Raw genomic sequence first — 16667 nt, forward strand, 5'->3', positions numbered from 1 at the left:
GAGGAGGGCCCCGCATGAAGTTCAGCGACGGCTACTGGCTGCTGCGCGAGGGCGTCAGCGCCGCCCACCCCACCGGGGTCCTCGACGTGGAGACGGGCCCCGGCCGGCTCACCGTGCACGCCCCCACCCAGCCGGTCCGCCACCGCGGCGACCTCCTCAAGGGCCCGGTCCTCACCCTGACCTGCACCGCGCCGCTGCCCGGCGTGATCGGGGTCCGGCTCACCCACTTCGCGGGCGGAGCGGACCGGGGCCCGTCGTTCGAGCTGGCCGGTGCCGAGGGATCGTACGGGGAGGTGAGCTGCGATGAGGAGGAGGCCCGGCTCACCTCCGGCGCCCTCACCGTGCGCATCGCCCGCACCGGCCCCTGGCGCGTCGCCTTCGAGGCGGACGGACGCACGCTCACCAGCAGCGGGCCCAAGGACGCGGGCATCATGGAGACCGCCGACGGCCACCACTATCTGCGCGAGCGGCTGGCCCTACGCGTCGGCACCTCCGCGTACGGCCTCGGCGAGCGCTTCGGCCCGCTGGTGAAGAACGGCCAGACCGTCGACATCTGGAACGCCGACGGCGGCACCGCCACCGAACAGGCCTACAAGAACGTCCCCTTCTACCTCACCGACGCGGGCTACGGCGTCTTCGTCGACCACCCCGGCGCGGTCTCCTTCGAGGTCGGCTCGGAGGCGGTCTCCCGCGTCCAGTTCAGCGCCGAGTGCCAGGAGCTGACGTACTACGTCATCCACGGGCCCACCCCGAAGGACATCCTGCGCACCTACACCGCCCTCACCGGCCGCCCCGCGCTGCCGCCCGCCTGGTCCTTCGGGCTGTGGCTGTCGACCTCCTTCACCACCTCCTACGACGAGGAGACGGTCACCGGCTTCGTGGACGGCATGGCCGAGCGCGAACTGCCGCTGTCCGTCTTCCACTTCGACTGCTTCTGGATGCGTGAGCACCACTGGTGCGACTTCACCTGGGATCCGCGCGTCTTCCCCGACCCGGCGGGCATGCTGCGGCGGCTGCGCGAACGGGGCCTGCGCGTCTGCGTGTGGATCAACCCGTACATCGCGCAGCGCTCCCCGCTCTTCGCCGAGGGCAAGGCGGCCGGTCATCTGCTGAAACGGCCGGACGGCTCGGTGTGGCAGTGGGACCTGTGGCAGCCCGGCATGGCCCTGGTCGACTTCACCAGCCCCGCCGCGCGCGCCTGGTACGCGGAGAAGCTGACCGCGCTGCTCGACATGGGCGTGGACTGCTTCAAGACCGACTTCGGCGAGCGGGTGCCGCTGGACGTGGTGTACGCGGACGGCTCCGACCCGGAGCGGATGCACAACTACTACACCCACCTGTACAACCGCACCGTCTTCGAGGCACTGCGCGAGCGGCGGGGGGAGCGCGAGGCCGTCGTCTTCGCACGCTCCGCGACCGCGGGCGGCCAGCAGTACCCGGTGCACTGGGGCGGCGACTGCGAGTCCACGTACGAGGCGATGGCCGAATCGCTGCGCGGCGGGCTCTCCCTCGGGCTGTCCGGCTTCGGCTTCTGGAGCCATGACATCGGCGGCTTCGAGGGCACCCCCGACCCCGCCCTCTTCAAGCGCTGGATCGCCTTCGGGCTGCTGTCCTCGCACAGCAGGCTGCACGGCTCGTCCTCCTACCGCGTGCCGTGGCACTTCGACGAGGAGTCCGTCGCGGTGCTGCGCTTCTTCACCCGGCTGAAGCTGCGGCTGATGCCGTACCTGTACGAGGCGGCGCGGCAGGCGCACGGCGAGGGCGTGCCGGTGATGCGCGCCATGGTCCTCGAATTCCCCGGCGACCCGGGGTGCGCGGGGCTGGAGCGGCAGTACATGCTCGGCGGGGATCTGCTGGTCGCGCCGGTCTTCGACGACGAGGGCGAGGTCGCGTACTACGTCCCGGAGGGGGTGTGGACGCACGTGCTCAGCGGCCGCACCGTGCGCGGCCCGCGCTGGGTGCGCGAGCGGCACGGCTTCCTGAGCGTGCCGCTGCTGGCCCGGCCGGGCGCGGTGATCCCGTTCGGCGCGGCGTACGACCGGCCGGATGCCGACTGGGCGGACGGCATCACGCTGCGGGTGTACGAACCCTCCGCCCTGCCCGGCACCGGCGTCACCGTGCGGGTCCCGGCCCCGGACGGCTCGACGGCCGTCGCGTTCACCGTCGTACGGGACGGGGAGACCCTGCACGCCGAGGCGGACTGGGTCTGCCGCGGGCCCTCGGCGCCCTGGCGGGTGGAGGTGGTGGGCGGGCCGTCCGCCGACGCGGAGGCGAGGACGGCCACGCTCACGCTGGCGCTCAGCAGCGACGAGGCTTGACCCAGGAGCACTCCAGGTCCGTTTGTTGTGCGCCCCGTACGGCCCGGGGCCGCACCCCCTCGGTGCGGCCCTCGCCGGACTTCGCGAGCGTCACCACGATCGCGTCCTCCAGGCTCTTCACCGACGGGGCGAGGTAGTTGTTGAGGACGATGCTGTAGACCAGCTCCCGGCCGTCCGCGTCCGTGACGTACCCGGAGAGCCCGGAGGCGCCGGTCAGGGAGCCGGTCTTGCCGCGCGCGTTGCCCGCGGCCGGGGTGCCGCACATGCGCGAGCGCAGCGTGCCGCCGACGAAGCGGTCCGGGGCGCAGGCCACCGGCAGCGACGCGTACCACTCCGCGTACCAGGGCTGCTGACGGGCCGCCAGCAGCAGCTCGGTGAACTGCCCGGCCGCGATGTTGTCCATCCGGGACAGCCCGGAGCCGTCGACCTGGCGCACCGCCCCGGTGTCCACGCCCTGCTTCTTGAGGTAGTCGGAGATCGCGGCCAGCCCCGCGGCCCAAGTGCCCCGGCCCGCCGTCTCGTAGCCGATGGCCTTGGTGAGGACTTCGGCGTGGATGTTGTTCGACAGCTTCATGAACGGGATCAGCAGCTTCTTGAGCGGCATCGATCGGTGCGACGCGAGCGGCCGCGCGTCCTGTGGCGTGGCCTCGCCGAGCCGAGTAGCCCCGGCGACGCGCACCCCATGCCTCTTCAGCGCATCGGCGAACACGGCGGTGGCGTACCCGGTGGGCTCCCAGACGCTGACCCACTCCTTGGCGGTCTGCGCCCCGGCCGCGATGGCGCCGCTGACGGTGATGGTGTTGGTGCCGTGCCCGCGTTCGACGGTGAGACCGCCGCTCCCGGTGGTCGCCCGGTTGTCGATACGGACGTACGCGGTCGGCGGCGTGACCGTGACCTTGGGCCGCTCCCCCTTGGCGGCCCCGGGCGCGACCTCGACGATGACGCTGCCCGCGTCGTAGTCGGTGTCGGGTGCGACGGTGAGCGGCGAGATCTGCGCCGCGTAGTACGACGACTCGTCGTCCGCGGCCCAGGAGCGGCCCGCGCGCTGCGCGTCGAACCGGGTGTCGTCGGCGATCAGCCGCCCGGTGACCCGGGTGATCCCCGCGTCGGCGACGTCCTTCGCCAGGCGGTCGTAGTCCTTCGCGAGCAGGGTGGGGTCACCGGTCCCGCGCAGATACAGATCCCCGCGCAGCGTCCGGCCGTGGCGGGTGCCGTCGGCCGAGACATCGGTCCGGAAGGTGTGGTCGGGCCCCAACAGCCCCATGGCGGCGGCCGAGGTGAACAGCTTGGTGTTGGAGGCGGGCATCAGCCGGTCGTCGGCCCGGTGCCGGTACAGCACGGCGCCGGAGTCGGCATCGGCCACCACCACCCCGGCCGCCCCGCCCTTCAGCAGCGGATCGCCGAGAATGCGGTCGACGGCCTCGCCGAACCCGGCACGGGAGGCGTCCGCCCCGGCCGGTGAACTCCACGTGAGGGTACAGACCAGCCCGATGACGAGGGGCCAGCTCCAGGCGCGCGCACGACGGTTCAGGGGTCTCTTCATGCCACGGCAGGATCCCGCACCTCGTCGCTTCGCGACAGAGCGCCCGGGAGGCGGCAACCGAAGTTCCGGATCACCGCGTCCCCTATGTCGGACGGGGGAGATCAAACACGACGAGAGGCGAACCACCGATGGGTGAGCCCCTGGCCGAACTGCTGTGCGTGGCGGTCGGCCTACTCCTCTACGCAAGCGCCCTGCGCGACGCCCGGCTGGTGCGACGGCTGCGTCGCGAGGGGGTCCGTACGGAGGGGCTGGTGGTCGCCAACGTCGTCAACCGCCAGGACCGGAACCGGAATGCGCTCCAGACGCCAATCATCCGGTTCCACGACCATCAGGGCTACGAGGTGGAGTTCGCGACCGCGATCCAGGGCGTCGGCCTGGGGCTGGCGACCGGCCGGAGGGTGGACGTGATGTACCTCCCGGGCGAGTCGCAGAAGGCCCGGGTATGGATGCGGCGCCACATAGTCGGCCCGATGGCGGGCCTGGCCCTGGGCGGCACGCTCTTCCTCGGCTTCGGTCTGGTGATCGCCTTCAGCTGACGCCCGCCGTCAGACCGCGCCGGGGAGCTGTTCGCGTACCCATTCAGGGTCGGGGTTGGTGTGCGGTCGGCCCGCCACGACGACGGTCGGCACGGTCTCGTTGCCGTCGTTGGCCGCCCTCACCACCGCCGCTCCGGCCGGGTCGCGCCAGATGTCGACCCAATGCGCCCGGCGGGCGCTACGGGCCAGCCGGGTGCGCAGCCGGAGGCAGTACGCGCAGCCCGGCCGCCAGTAGACGACGGGCCGACCGTCGGCCGCGCTGCGGCGCTGCGCCTCCAGCGCGCCGATCGACCGCGGAAAGACGAGAGCCGAGTTGACGCCCGCGAGCAGCACGAACACCAGCAGGAGTGCGGCGGCCGCACCGGGGCTTCCGCTGGAGATCAGCCCGATCGCGATCGCGGAGCCGCAGAGCACCAGCAGCACCGGCAGGGTCCACGCGCGCACCGGTCAGCCCTCGACGGACATCGTGAGGCTGCCCGGCAGGGCGGCGACGGCCTCGCGGAGGCGGGCGGCCAGGTCCCGCGCGGCCGGGGGCGCGGCACTGTCTGCCTGGGCCACCCAGCCCGCGACGGCGCAGTGGTGCGCCGCGATCAGCATGTCCACGGCCAGCCGGGGCCGTACGTCGTCCCCGCCCCCGACCCCGAACCTGCGGTGCAGGATCTCCAGCGCCCCCTGGGTCGTGGCCTCGCAGAACTGAAGTCCGTGCGCCGCCATCGAGGGCGTCCGCTCGGCCAGTCGGCGGCTGAGCAGGACCCGGCGGGCCCACCCCTCGTCGTCCATGCGGTCCAGCGCGGCCAGCAGCGCATCCCGCCCCAGCTCCACCAGCGTCCGTGGGCCCGGGCCAACGGTCTCCAGCTCCTCCGGGAAGGCCCGCCAGAGGTCCTGTTCGGGGGCCATCGCGACGTCTTCCTTGCTGGTGAAGGTGCGGAAGAAGGTGCGCTTGGAGACCTCCACCGCCTCGCACAGCTCATCCAGCGTGACGCCGTCGAAGCCGCGCTCGGTGAACAGCTCCAGCGCGGTGTCGATCAGCGCCTGACGGGTGCGCAGCTTCTTGCGTTCGCGCAGCGGCAGCGACGGGGTGGAGGCGGTAGTCACGACGCCGAGTGTAACGCGAACGCGAATGCCACTTGCACGCTTATGCCACTCAGTGGCATAACTAAGTCCTCACCCCCGCCGGAAAGGTCAACACCCCATGCGCGCCCTGCTCGTCGACAGCTCCGCCCCCTCCGGTCTCCGCCTCGGCGAGACCGCCGACCCCGAGCCCGCCCCGCACGAGGCCCTCGTCCGGGTGACCGCCACCTCCCTCAACTACGGCGAGACCGCCCACCGGACCGAGGCCCCCGACGGCACGGTGCTCGGCTGGGACGCCGCCGGGGTGATCGAACGCGCCGCCGCCGACGGCTCCGGTCCCGCCGCCGGAACCCCCGTGGTCACCTTCGGCGAGGCGGGCGGATGGGCCGAACTGCGCGCCGTGCACACCGGCCTGATCGGCATCCCGCCCGCCGACGCCGACCCGGGCGCGCTCAGCACCCTCCCGGTCGCGGGCGGCAGCGCGCTGCGCGCCCTGCGCCGGATCGGCGCCACCCTCGGCCGCCGCACCCTGATCACGGGCGCCACCGGCGGCGTCGGCCGGTACGCCGTCCAACTCGCCCGCCTCGGCGGCGCCCACGTCATCGCCTCCACCAGCGCCCCGGACACCCACGGCGACGCCCTACGCGCCCTGGGCGCCCATGAGGTGATCGCGGGACCGGACGAGGTCGAGGAACCGGTGCACGGCGTGGTGGACCTCGTAGGCGGCCCCCAACTCGTGGCGGCGTACGACAAGCTCGCCGCCCACGGCACCCTCGTCTCCGTCGGTCATGTCACGGGCCAGCCCGAGACGTTCCCCTTCGGCGCCCTCTACGGGGACGCGGGCCGCCACGACCGCTCGATCGTCACGTTCTTCCTCCTCGAACACCCCGACCTCGGCCCGGACCTCACCTGGCTCGCCACCCGCCTCACCGCGGGCGACCTGGACCCGCAGATCTCCTGGCGCGGCGGCTGGGACCACGCCGAGGAGGCCGTGGCCGCCCTCCTGGAACGCCGCCTCCACGGCAAGGCCGTCCTCGACATCGACTCGGCCACTCCCTCCGCTAGTCAACTTTGACTAGACTGTCCCGCATGGGCGAGAAGACCATTCCGATGCTGCCGTGCCGGACCCTCCAGCCGGTCCTCGACTTCTACACCGTCCTCGGATTCGAAGCCACCTTCCAGCAGAAGAGCCCCAATCCCTACGCAGTCGTGGAGCGCGGCGGCATCCAGCTCCACTTCTTCGGGATGAAGAGTTACGAACCGGCCGAGTCATACAGCACGTGCTACATCCACACCGATGACGTCGATGGGCTGCACGAGGCCTTCCGGACCAGGCTCAAGGCGGCGTACGGAAAGATCCCGACCCGCGGGCTGCCGCGCATCGGGCCACTGAAGGACACCTCGCACGGCGTACGGCAGTTCCTGATGACCGACCCGGGCGGCAACTGCCTGCGCATCGGCCAGCAGACCAGCCAGAACCCCCACCACCGGCCCGCCCCCAAGGAGACCTTCGCCCGGGCCCTGCATCACGCGTCCCTCCTCGCGGACTCGCGAGACGACCCGGCGGGCGCCGCGAAGATCCTCGACCGGGTGCTGCGCACGGAGGACGAACGGCCCACACCCGTGCAGTCGCTTCGCCTCCTGGTGCTGCGCGCGGATGTCGCCAGGCGCCTCGGCGACGAGGAGACCGCGACATCCGCACTCACCAAGGCCGCCGCGGTCGACCTCACCGCACAGGAGCGCGAATCGGCACACGACGACCTCGAACGCCTCAAGGAGCTACGGGGCTAGGGGGTGGTGGCGCCGAAGGAGAGACCGTCAGTCGGGCAGGGCCCCGGTGCGGGCCGCGAATTCCCGCACGCCCGGCACGCGGGCGGGCAGGTATAACAGGTCCGCCGTCAGGGCCCGCAACGCCGGCCGCCGCACTTCCTGCGGCGCCTCCTGCTCCACCCTGCGGAGCGCCGCGAAGGTCTGCTGCTGGTCGCCGAGGGCGTGCCACATGCGGGCCGTATCCGTCCAGGCGCGGGCGCGGCGCTCCGCAGTCGGCATGCGGTCGATGTTCAGCCTTGCGGCGACCTTCACGCCCTCGTCAGGCGTGCCGAGTGCGTTGAGCACGCTGATCCGGTACACGTCCACCTGCGTCCGGCTGACGTCCACGGTGAACAGCCCCGGGACCGCCTGGCGCCGCTCCGTCTCCTCCTGAGCCTCGTCCAGCAGGCCCAGCGCCGTGGCGCGGTCCCTGCCGGTGGCCGCTGTGTACGCGGCCGTCAACATCAGCGTTGTGCGCACAGCCCCGGTCGGGGCCTGGCCTGCGTCCAAATCGGCCGCCTCCTGGGTGAGCAGCCGCACCGCAGCCGGGCACCGCCCCGACCGCCGCATGGTGATCGCGAGCACCCGAGACGACTCACCGATCGGCACCGGGTGGCCACTGGCACGGGCCGCGGTCAGCGCACGGTCGGCAGCCACCCAGGCCGAGTCGTTGTGCTGTTTGAGCGCCAACTCGGCAGCCAGCACATAGGCCCGAGCGAGCACCACGCTCGCCTGCTCCCGCTCCCGCCCGCTCGACGCGTCCCGCGTCGCTGAGGCCGCGGCGAGCAGGCCCGGGAGCGCGCGGCCGAGAGAGGTGTAGCGAGCGGCACAAAAGTCCGAGCGCGCGGCCGCCGTCTGCTGGACGAGGCGACCCAGGGGAACCGGGGCGACGGAGGGGAGCCGGAAGAGAGCATCCTCAAGGCCGACCGCCGGGTCGAAAGGAGCGGACACGGCACCCGCTGGGGCCGCGCCGACGACGGCCGTTGCTCCAGCCGCCAACGCACCGGTGAGCAGATTTCTACGACGCACCGCATCCTCCTCGCCCGATGGACGCTCCACCGTATCGACCGTGGTTCGTCCGGCACTGGAGTCACGGTCAGCCGGTCGAGTGGACCGGACACGACGAAGGCCCCGCTGGGTGGCGGGGCCTTCGTCGTACATGGGATGAGTGGAGATGGCGGGAATCGAACCCGCGTCCAACGGTGCGGAATCAGGGCTTCTCCGAGCGCAGTCCGCTGTGCTTTTCTCGGCCCCGGAGATCACGCGGACAAGTCTCCGACGGGCTCAGTCACTGTTTGATTTCCCACTACACCCCGTGACCGGGTCTAGTGGTTTAGTTCCCTAGTCGATGCCAGGATCCGGGTCGGGAACAGCCCCGGGCTGACACTTCGCAAAGTCGCTACTTAGGCAGCGAGGGCGAAGGAATCGCGCTTGGTGTTGGCGATTATTGGTTGCGACATATGGTTTACGAGATCATTGCCGCTTCCTCGGCTCGCTTCCCCTGCTTCGACAGCCGCTGTCGAAACCGATCATCCCCATGTTGATTTTTCAAAGGTGGTGCCACGCCCTGCGTGGGGCGCATCGCCATCATAGGTGAACAACGCGCTACGGGGCCACATCATTCCCGCCGGGCGAGGTCCGAGGTCAGACTCGGCCGCGCTCGCGGCGGCGGGCCGCCGAGATCGCCCGTTCGGCCTCGCGGCGGTCCTGCTTCTCGCGGAGGGTCTGGCGCTTGTCGTAGTCCTTCTTGCCCTTGGCGAGCGCGACCTCGACCTTGGCGCGGCCGTCCTTGAAGTACAGGGACAGCGGCACGATCGTGTGGCCGGTCTCCTGGGTCTTGTGGAGCAGCTTGTCGATCTCGGCCCGGTGCAGCAGCAGCTTGCGGCGGCGGCGCGCCGAGTGATTGGTCCACGTCCCCTGGCTGTACTCGGGGATGTGGACGTTGTGCAGCCACGCCTCGCCGTTGTCGAGCTGCGCGAAGCCGTCGGCGAGCGAGGCGCGCCCCTGGCGCAGCGACTTCACCTCGGTCCCGGTCAGCACCAGACCGCACTCGTAGGTGTCGAGGATGTGGTAGTCGTGCCGCGCCTTCTTGTTCTGCGCGATCAGTTTGCGACCCGTCTCTTTAGCCATAGCGAAGTCATTCTCGCACTAGGACCCGCCCCCGAGGCCACTCAATACTGTCCGGGCGCGTGCCTCGGCGCTCGGTCCGTCGTCGCCGTGGACCGTGAGGTCGGGGGTGATGCCCTGCCCGTCGACGGTGCGGCCGGCGGGGGTGCGGTAGTGGCCGACGGTCAGCTCGGCGACCGAGCCGTCGGAGAGCGTGCTGGGCATCTGCACCGAGCCCTTGCCGAAGGTGCGGGTGCCGACGACGATGGCGCGGCCGCGGTCCTGGAGGGCGCCGGTGAGCAGTTCGGCGGCGCTCATGGTGCCGCCGTCGACGAGGACGACCAGCGGGGTGCGGGTGTCGCCGCCGGGGCGGGCGTCGAGGACGCGCTGTTCGCCCCGTACGTCGTACGTGGCGACCAGGCCGCCGTCGAGGAAGGAGGAGGCGGCGGTGACGGCCTCGGTGACCAGGCCGCCGGAGTTGCCGCGCAGATCGAGGAGGATGCCGTCGCCGCGGGGGACGTCCCGCACCGCGCGGCGCACCTCCTCGCCGGAGCCCTTGGTGAAGGAGTCGACCTTGATGCGGACGGCGCCGGGTCTCCGGTCGCCGACGCGGTCGACGGTGACCGGCTCGGTGGCCAGCCGCGCCCGGTGCAGGGACTGCCGCCACCGGTTGCCGTCGCGCTCCACGCCGAGCACCACCGGGGTGCCCGCCGAGCGGCCGGTGTGCCCGCGCAGCCGGGCGACGACCTCGGTGACGGGACGGCCGGTGGCCTTCGTACCGTCGACGCTCAGCAGCCGGTCGCCGGCCCGGAGTCCGGCGCGGTCGGCGGGGCTGCCGGGCTGGACGTGGTCCACTTCGATCCGGCCGCCGGTTCCGACCCGCGCGGAGACCCCGATGCCGACGTAGGCGCCGTCGAGGTGCTGGCGGAATCCTTCGTACTCACGGGCGCTGTAGACCGCGCCCCATCGGTCGCCGCTGCGGCTCACCACGTCACGGGCGGCCTGCGAACCGGACTTCCCGTCCTCCTCGGCCGCGGCCGCGGCCGCCTCGACCTGGTCGCTCTCGACGGAGCCGGCGGCGACCGGGCGGATCGGTATCCGCGCGGCCGACGAGCCCCGGTCGGCGGCCCGGGCGGGGCCTTCGGCCCCCCACGAACCGGTGGCGGCGCCGGTGGCGAGCACGCTCACGAAGACCAATGTCAGGGCGGCCCCGTGGCGAATGCGGCGGGGATGGACGAACAAACACGGGCCCGACATGCCGGTGAGTGTAGGGCAAGCCCGGGCGCCGTACGGCTGGTTGTGAGGTACGGCGCCCTAGGCGAATGTCACACCTTGAGGTACTTGCGGAGCGCGAAGAAGGCCGCGAGGGCGGGCATGAGCAGCCCGATCGCCAGCACGAGCGGCAACTTGGCCAGCACCGCGTCCCATCCGATGAAGTTGATCACGTCGATCTTGCCCGCGAGCCAGTTGTTGACCAGGAAGTACTGGCCGCTGACGAGGAGTACGCAGGCGAAGCCCGCGCCCATCAGCCCCGCGATGGCGGCCTCCATGATGAACGGCATCTGGATATAGAAGCTTGACGCACCGACGAGCCGCATGATCCCGGTCTCCCGGCGTCGGCTGAACGCCGACACCCGCACCGTGTTGACGATCAGCATCAACGCGACCACCAGCATCAGCGTCATCACGCCGAGCGCCGCGTAGTTCATGCCGTTGAGCAGATTGAAGAGATCGTCGACCAGGGCCTTTTGGTCCTGGACCTCCTGTACCCCGGGCCGGGCGGCGAAGGCGGTGGAGATGACGTCGTACCGGGTCGGGTCCTTCAGCTTGATGCGGAAGGACTCCTGCATCTGGTCCGGGGTCAGCGAATCGGCGAGCGGTGAATCGCCGAACTGCTCCTTGTAGTGCTTGTACGCCTGCTCGCTGGTCTCGAACTGAACCGAGTCGACGATGTTCATCTGGTTCAGTTCGGAGCGGATCTCCTTTTTCTGGACCTCGGTGGCGGCGCCCTTCGCGCAGTTGGCCGAGGACTCCTTGTCGTTCTTGTTGCAGAGGAAGATCGAGACGTTGACCTTGTCGTACCAATAGCCCTTCATCGTGCTCACCTGCTGGCTCATCAGCAGGGACCCGCCGAACAGGGCGAGGGAGAGGGCTACGGAGACGATCACCGCGAAGGTCATCGTGAGATTACGGCGGAGACCGACGCCGATCTCCGACAGGACGAACTGGGCGCGCATGGCGTCCTTTCAGTGCTGGTAGCCGTAGACGCCGCGGGACTGGTCGCGGACAAGACGGCCCTTCTCAAGTTCGATCACGCGCTTGCGCATCTGGTCCACGATCTGCTGGTCGTGCGTGGCCATGACGACCGTGGTGCCGGTCCGGTTGATCCGGTCCAGCAGCTTCATGATCCCAACGGAGGTCTGCGGGTCCAGGTTGCCCGTCGGCTCGTCGGCGATCAGCAGCATCGGACGGTTCACGAACGCGCGCGCGATGGCCACGCGCTGCTGCTCACCACCGGACAGCTCGCCGGGCATCCGGTCGTCCTTGCCGCCCAGGCCCACCAGGTCGAGCACCTCGGGCACGGTCTTGCGGATCGCGCCGCGCGGCTTGCCGATCACCTCCAGCGCGAAGGCGACGTTCTCCCCGACCGTCTTGTTGGGGAGCAGCCGGAAGTCCTGGAACACCGTGCCCAGCTGGCGGCGCATCTGCGGCACCTTCCAGTTGGACAGCCGCGCGAGATCCTTGCCCAGCACATGGACCGCGCCGTGGCTCGCCCGCTCCTCGCGGAGCAGCAGCCGGAGAAAAGTGGACTTGCCCGATCCCGAGGAGCCCACCAGGAAGACGAACTCGCCCTTCTCGATCTCGAGCGAGACATCCCGGAGTGCGGGACGGGTCTGCTTGGGGTAAGTCTTGGATACGTTGTCGAATCGGATCACTGATGCACCACGGTCGACCTGGGTAGCGGTACGGGTCGCAGCCGGAGCGGCTCCCGTCGGTGAGCGTGACCATACGCGAAGCGCGCGCGGGCGCGCAGCGCCCATCCGGCTTGGTGCGTTTATTCACGGCACTATTGGGGGCAAACGGTTGACAAAGCGGCCGTCGAGCCCGACCGAAACGGCCACAGAACCGGCACGGATGCGGCACGGAATCGTGCGGGGCGCGCCGAACCGGGCGGAAGCTGGCACAGTGGAAGGGGAACCAACCCATTTCCCTGAGCGTTGACCCCATATCTACTGCGGCACCGCCGCGCGGGAGGAGAAAGCGCATGACGTACGACAGGCTCGTCTGCGCCAACTGCGCGAGCCCGGTCAGCGAGGGCCGCTGCCCGGTCTGCCGGGCCAGCAGGGAGCGCCTCCAGCAGCAGGACGGCCTCTTCGGCGGGCTGACCCCGGCCGCACTGATAGCGCTCCTGGTGGCGCTGATCGCGGTGGCCGTGCTCGCTCACGAGATGGCGGCCGTGGCGTAACGCAACGTAACCACACGATCGGTACAGACGCCCGAGGGGCCCGGAGCTCTGCAGCGCTCCGGGCCCCTCGACGTGCGACGCGGCGTATGAATCAGGCCACGTTGTTGTTGCGGTTCGCGAGACGCGGCACGACGCGGAAGCCGATGCCACCCGCGATCATGGTCGCGGCACCGATCAGCAGGAAGGTGGTCTCGGAGGAGGCACCGGTCTCGGCCAGCTCCTCCTTGGCCTTGCCCTGCTCGACCGGCTTGGAGCCGACGCTGTCGGTGTCCGTGTTGTCGTCGCAGTTCGTGGAGTCGAGGTCCACGGTGCAGGTGGAGTCGTCGCCGCCACCAGCGCCGCCGCCCTGGCTGGGCGAGGAGCTGGGCTGGCCGGAGGGCTCGTCGGTCGGCTCGTCCGTGGGCTGGCCGGTCGGCTCGTCCGTCGGCTCGTCCGTCGGCTGGTCCGTCGGCTCGCCCGTGGGCTCGTCGGTCGGCTCGTCCGTCGGGAGCGTCGGCAGCCCGGTGGGCAGGCCGGTCGGCTCGTCGGTGGGCTCGTCCGTCGGCTCGTCGGTGGGCTCGTCGGTCGGCTCACCGGTGGGAATCTCGGTCGGCTCGTCGCTCGGGTCGTCGGGGTTGTGGACGCCGACGCCGACGTCGAGGCCCTTCTCGTCCGCGTTGACCGAGGCGTCGACGCCACCGATCCCCACGTCGATCCCCACGGCCGATGCGGCACCGGCGGCGGTCAGCGACGCACCGGCGGCTATCACCGCGGCGGCCGCTACGCGCGCGACACGCAGCCGCGTCTTCTTCGTCATCTGCCTGCTACCCCCAGTAGCTGTACTCGTAATGGAGCAGCTATGCACGGGGCCACGGCCGTCAGGGAGAGAAGTTCCGCGGGCTCTGACTGCTCAGGCGATCCGCCGGTCCCCGTTCACACGCGCCCCAGTCATACGCATGCCGCGCGTCAGCCTTCCCAGTTTTCATGGCACCGTCAAGCGTCTTAGGGGGCGAGATGTCCGCTATGAAGGCGCTTGTGTGACGCATGGGTACAGGACTGTGACCAAAAAACGTCCTTGAGGGACCACTTGGCGATCGCTGGACCGGGGGCAAAGGGCCCGGCCCGGTGCTCAGCTCTCCTGTTCGCGCTGCTTGCGCCAGCGGATTCCGGCCTCGAGGAAGCCGTCCAGCTCGCCGTCCAGCACCGCCTGCGGGTTGCCGACCTCGAACTCGGTGCGCAGGTCCTTGACCATCTGGTACGGGTGCAGGACGTACGAACGCATCTGGTTGCCCCAGGAATTGCCGCCGTCGCCCTTGAGCGCGTCCATCTTGGCCTGCTCCTCCTGGCGGCGGCGCTCGAGGAGCTTCGCCTGGAGGACGTTCATCGCGGTCGCCCTGTTCTGGATCTGCGAGCGCTCGTTCTGGCAGGAGACCACGATGCCGGTCGGGATGTGGGTCAACCGCACCGCGGAGTCGGTGGTGTTGACGCCCTGCCCGCCGGGGCCCGACGAACGGTAGACGTCGACCCGCAGCTCGGACTCGTCGATCTCGATGTGGTCGGTCTGCTCGACCACCGGCAGCACCTCGACCCCCGCGAAGGAGGTCTGACGGCGGCCCTGGTTGTCGAACGGCGAGATGCGCACCAGGCGGTGGGTGCCCTGCTCGACGGAGAGCGTGCCGTACGCGTACGGCGTCTGCACGGCGAAGGTGGTCGACTTGATGCCGGCCTCCTCCGCGTACGAGGTCTCGTAGATCTCCGTCTTGTAGCCGTGCCGCTCGGCCCAGCGCAGATACATCCGCTGGAGCTGCTCGGCGAAGTCGGCGGCGTCGACGCCGCCCGCCTCGGCGCGGATGTTGACGACCGCCTCACGGGCGTCGTACTCGCCGGACAGGAGGGTACGCACCTCCATCTCGTCGACGGCCTTGCGCACGGCGTCCAGCTCGGCCTCGGCCTCGGCGCGCGCGTCCTCGTCGCCCTCGTCGGCGGCCAGCTCGAACAGCACCTCGAGGTCGTCGATCCGGCCGCGCAGCTCCTCGGCCCGGCGCAGGTGCCCCTGGAGATAGGAAAGCTTGCTGGTGACCTTCTGCGCGTTCTCCGGGTCGTCCCACAGGGACGGGGCCGCCGCCTGCTCCTCGAGCACGGCGATGTCGGCCCGCATCTTGTCGAGGTCCAGGACGGCCTCGATCGACCCCATGGTCGAGGAGAGGGACTTCAGCTCTTCGGATACATCGACGACTGCCACGTGCACCAGCCTAACCGCTATAGAAGGATCTCCGGCCCGTCGGTCCCCGGCCGGGACAGCGGGCCCTCAGGGCGTAACGGGGGTCCTGCCCGGAGTCACTGTCCTGAGTCCTCTCCCGAGTCCTGTGAGGACGAATGATCGCCGCCCTTGGGCGCATCGCCGCCGTCGTCGCCGCCCGCGACCAGCCATCCGCCGACGCCCACGACGACCAGCGCCGCCACCGTCGCAGCGGCGACCTTGAGCCGACGGCGGCGCAGCGCCCCCGAGACCGCCGGATGGCGCGCCGAGCCCGCCCGGCGCTGACCGTGGACGCGGGGGGCGCGGGCGGTGCCGTGTGCGCCGCCCGCCAGCTCGTCCGCGCTGGGCACGCGCATGCTGGTGTGCGTCTCACGGCTGCCGTCCGGCACCGCGCCGGGGACCAGCGGAACCGCGCCGCGCCGCCGCTGCTGTTGCTGCGGCCCGCCGTGCCCGTATCCCTGGCCGTACGCCTGCCCCTGGCCCCCGCCCTGTCCGGTGGGGGCGGGACGGTGCCCGCCCTCGGGGTCCTCGCCGTCCCGCTCCTCGGGCTCGTCCGGCTCGTCGATGTCCAGCGGCGGATATCCGGCCAGGCTGGGCAGGATCTCGCGCAGCCGCGCGGCCAGCTCGGAGGCGCGCAGCCGGGAGGCGGGGGCCTTGGCGAGGCACTGGAGCAGGAGCTGCCACAGCTCGTCGGGGATGCCGGGCAGCGGGGCGACGGTCTCCGTCACATGGCGGCGCAGGATCGCGCCGGGGTGGCCGCCGCCGAACGGGGTGAAGCCCGCCAGCAGCTCGTACAACACCGTGGCCAGCGCGTACACATCCACGCTGGCGCGCGGCGGCAACCCCTCGATGATCTCCGGCGCGAGGTAGTCGGGGGTGCCGATGACGCTGCGCGGGTTGGGCGAGCGGCCCTGGGAGGGCGCCTGTCCGCGGGACGGGCGGCCGCCGCGGGCCCGGCCCGGCTCGTCGACCAGGCGCGCGATGCCGAAGTCGGTCAGCAGGGCGGGGTGGGAGCCGCCGGGGCCGAGCGGTCCCTGCATGTCCAGCAGGACGTTCTCCGGCTTGACGTCCCGGTGCACGATCCCGGCGGCGTGCGCCGCGGCCAGCCCGTCGGCGACGTCCGCGGCGATCGCGACCGCGGCCTCCGGGGACAGCCGCCGCTCGCGGTCGAGCCGGGTGCGCAGATCCGTACCGCGGATCAGGTCCATGACGAGCGCCAGGTCGTTGCCGTCGACCACGAGATCGCGCACGCCGACCACCCGGGGGTGGTCGAGGCTGAGCAGCGCGGTGCGCTCCTGTACGAAACGGCCCACGAGCTCCTGGTCGGAGGCGAGATCCTCGCGCAGGAGCTTGATGGCGACCGGGCCCTCGGGACCCTCGCCCAGCCACACCGTGCCGGCGCTGCCGCGGCCCAGGACCTGGTGCGCGGTGTACCGGCTGCCGATCTTCCGTGACAAGACTGCTCCGAATCCTCCGACAGGGGGCACGTTGGCGACAAAGCTACGCGGCTACTGGCGCGTTGGGGGCACCAGACAGCGCCAACTGTCACTTCTGAGCGGAAAACACCCCTTGGATGTCG

Annotated in this window: 16 protein-coding genes and 1 other RNA gene; 5 read left to right on the plus strand and 12 right to left on the minus strand. The window is 71.1% G+C overall.

Annotation, left to right across the window (positions count from 1 at the left end):
- The first annotated feature begins 14 nt into the window (after window positions 1–14).
- Window positions 15–2318 (plus strand): alpha-xylosidase, encoded by a 2304-nt coding sequence (yicI, locus tag HYQ63_RS17290; protein ID WP_179934764.1) that lies wholly within the window; start codon window positions 15–17, stop codon window positions 2316–2318.
- On the opposite strand, the gene dacB is transcribed toward yicI, so the two are convergent.
- On the minus strand, window positions 2299–3861 hold the full coding sequence (dacB, locus tag HYQ63_RS17295) for a D-alanyl-D-alanine carboxypeptidase/D-alanyl-D-alanine-endopeptidase (protein ID WP_179934765.1): 1563 nt from the start codon (window positions 3859–3861) through the stop codon (window positions 2299–2301). The two genes, yicI and dacB, sit on opposite strands and share 20 nt — an antisense overlap.
- Before the next feature lie 128 nt (window positions 3862–3989).
- On the opposite strand from dacB, the gene HYQ63_RS17300 reads away from it, so the two are divergent.
- A complete protein-coding gene (locus HYQ63_RS17300; protein WP_179934766.1) occupies window positions 3990–4397 on the plus strand; it encodes a DUF3592 domain-containing protein in 408 nt (135 codons plus the stop codon).
- 9 nt (window positions 4398–4406) lie between these two features.
- Here the strand turns inward: HYQ63_RS17300 and HYQ63_RS17305 are convergent, their stop codons facing one another.
- Both HYQ63_RS17305 and HYQ63_RS17310 read right to left on the minus strand, forming a co-directional pair.
- Window positions 4407–4841: a glutaredoxin domain-containing protein gene (locus tag HYQ63_RS17305; protein ID WP_179934767.1), complete on the minus strand. Its 435-nt coding sequence runs from the start codon at window positions 4839–4841 to the stop codon at window positions 4407–4409.
- A gap of 3 nt (window positions 4842–4844) precedes the next feature.
- Window positions 4845–5492 carry a TetR/AcrR family transcriptional regulator gene (locus HYQ63_RS17310; protein ID WP_179934768.1) on the minus strand — a complete coding sequence of 216 codons (648 nt, stop codon included), beginning with the start codon at window positions 5490–5492 and terminating at the stop codon, window positions 4845–4847.
- 97 nt (window positions 5493–5589) lie between these two features.
- On the opposite strand from HYQ63_RS17310, the gene HYQ63_RS17315 reads away from it, so the two are divergent.
- Both HYQ63_RS17315 and HYQ63_RS17320 read left to right on the plus strand, forming a co-directional pair.
- Window positions 5590–6543 carry a zinc-binding dehydrogenase gene (locus tag HYQ63_RS17315; protein ID WP_179934769.1) on the plus strand — a complete coding sequence of 318 codons (954 nt, stop codon included), beginning with the start codon at window positions 5590–5592 and terminating at the stop codon, window positions 6541–6543.
- A gap of 14 nt (window positions 6544–6557) precedes the next feature.
- Window positions 6558–7259 carry a VOC family protein gene (locus HYQ63_RS17320; protein ID WP_179934770.1) on the plus strand — a complete coding sequence of 234 codons (702 nt, stop codon included), beginning with the start codon at window positions 6558–6560 and terminating at the stop codon, window positions 7257–7259.
- Between the two features lie 27 nt (window positions 7260–7286).
- Here the strand turns inward: HYQ63_RS17320 and HYQ63_RS17325 are convergent, their stop codons facing one another.
- From HYQ63_RS17325 to ftsE, 6 genes are all read right to left on the minus strand, one after another.
- On the minus strand, window positions 7287–8306 hold the full coding sequence (locus HYQ63_RS17325; protein ID WP_257231912.1) for an XRE family transcriptional regulator: 1020 nt from the start codon (window positions 8304–8306) through the stop codon (window positions 7287–7289).
- A gap of 137 nt (window positions 8307–8443) precedes the next feature.
- Window positions 8444–8814: a transfer-messenger RNA gene (gene ssrA, locus HYQ63_RS17330) on the minus strand.
- 107 nt (window positions 8815–8921) lie between these two features.
- Entirely contained in the window at window positions 8922–9407 is a 486-nt protein-coding gene (smpB, locus tag HYQ63_RS17335; protein ID WP_123108459.1) for an SsrA-binding protein SmpB, read from the minus strand.
- Window positions 9408–9425: 18 nt separating this feature from the next.
- On the minus strand, window positions 9426–10640 hold the full coding sequence (locus tag HYQ63_RS17340; RefSeq protein ID WP_179934771.1) for a S41 family peptidase: 1215 nt from the start codon (window positions 10638–10640) through the stop codon (window positions 9426–9428).
- Between the two features lie 68 nt (window positions 10641–10708).
- On the minus strand, window positions 10709–11620 hold the full coding sequence (gene ftsX, locus HYQ63_RS17345; protein ID WP_009717452.1) for a permease-like cell division protein FtsX: 912 nt from the start codon (window positions 11618–11620) through the stop codon (window positions 10709–10711).
- Between the two features lie 9 nt (window positions 11621–11629).
- Entirely contained in the window at window positions 11630–12319 is a 690-nt protein-coding gene (gene ftsE / locus HYQ63_RS17350) for a cell division ATP-binding protein FtsE (RefSeq protein WP_009717451.1), read from the minus strand.
- 329 nt (window positions 12320–12648) lie between these two features.
- Between ftsE and HYQ63_RS17355 the strand changes: the two genes are divergently transcribed.
- Window positions 12649–12849, plus strand: a complete 201-nt coding sequence (locus HYQ63_RS17355) for a hypothetical protein (protein WP_063735148.1) — start codon at window positions 12649–12651, stop codon at window positions 12847–12849.
- A 91-nt stretch (window positions 12850–12940) separates the two neighbouring features.
- Here HYQ63_RS17355 and HYQ63_RS17360 read toward each other — a convergent pair whose 3' ends face one another.
- The 3 genes from HYQ63_RS17360 to HYQ63_RS17370 all read right to left on the minus strand — a co-directional run bounded on the left by HYQ63_RS17360 (window position 12941) and on the right by HYQ63_RS17370 (window position 16545).
- Window positions 12941–13645, minus strand: coding sequence for a PT domain-containing protein (locus HYQ63_RS17360; protein WP_179934772.1), 705 nt, complete (start codon window positions 13643–13645; stop codon window positions 12941–12943).
- A 312-nt stretch (window positions 13646–13957) separates the two neighbouring features.
- Window positions 13958–15070 carry a peptide chain release factor 2 gene (gene prfB / locus HYQ63_RS17365; protein WP_179934773.1) on the minus strand — a complete coding sequence of 371 codons (1113 nt, stop codon included), beginning with the start codon at window positions 15068–15070 and terminating at the stop codon, window positions 13958–13960.
- A 95-nt stretch (window positions 15071–15165) separates the two neighbouring features.
- Window positions 15166–16545, minus strand: coding sequence for a serine/threonine-protein kinase (locus HYQ63_RS17370; RefSeq protein ID WP_179934774.1), 1380 nt, complete (start codon window positions 16543–16545; stop codon window positions 15166–15168).
- Between the last annotated feature and the right edge of the window lie 122 nt (window positions 16546–16667).

This window comes from Streptomyces sp. Rer75, assembly GCF_013414305.1.
Lineage (GTDB): Bacteria > Actinomycetota > Actinomycetes > Streptomycetales > Streptomycetaceae > Streptomyces > Streptomyces himastatinicus.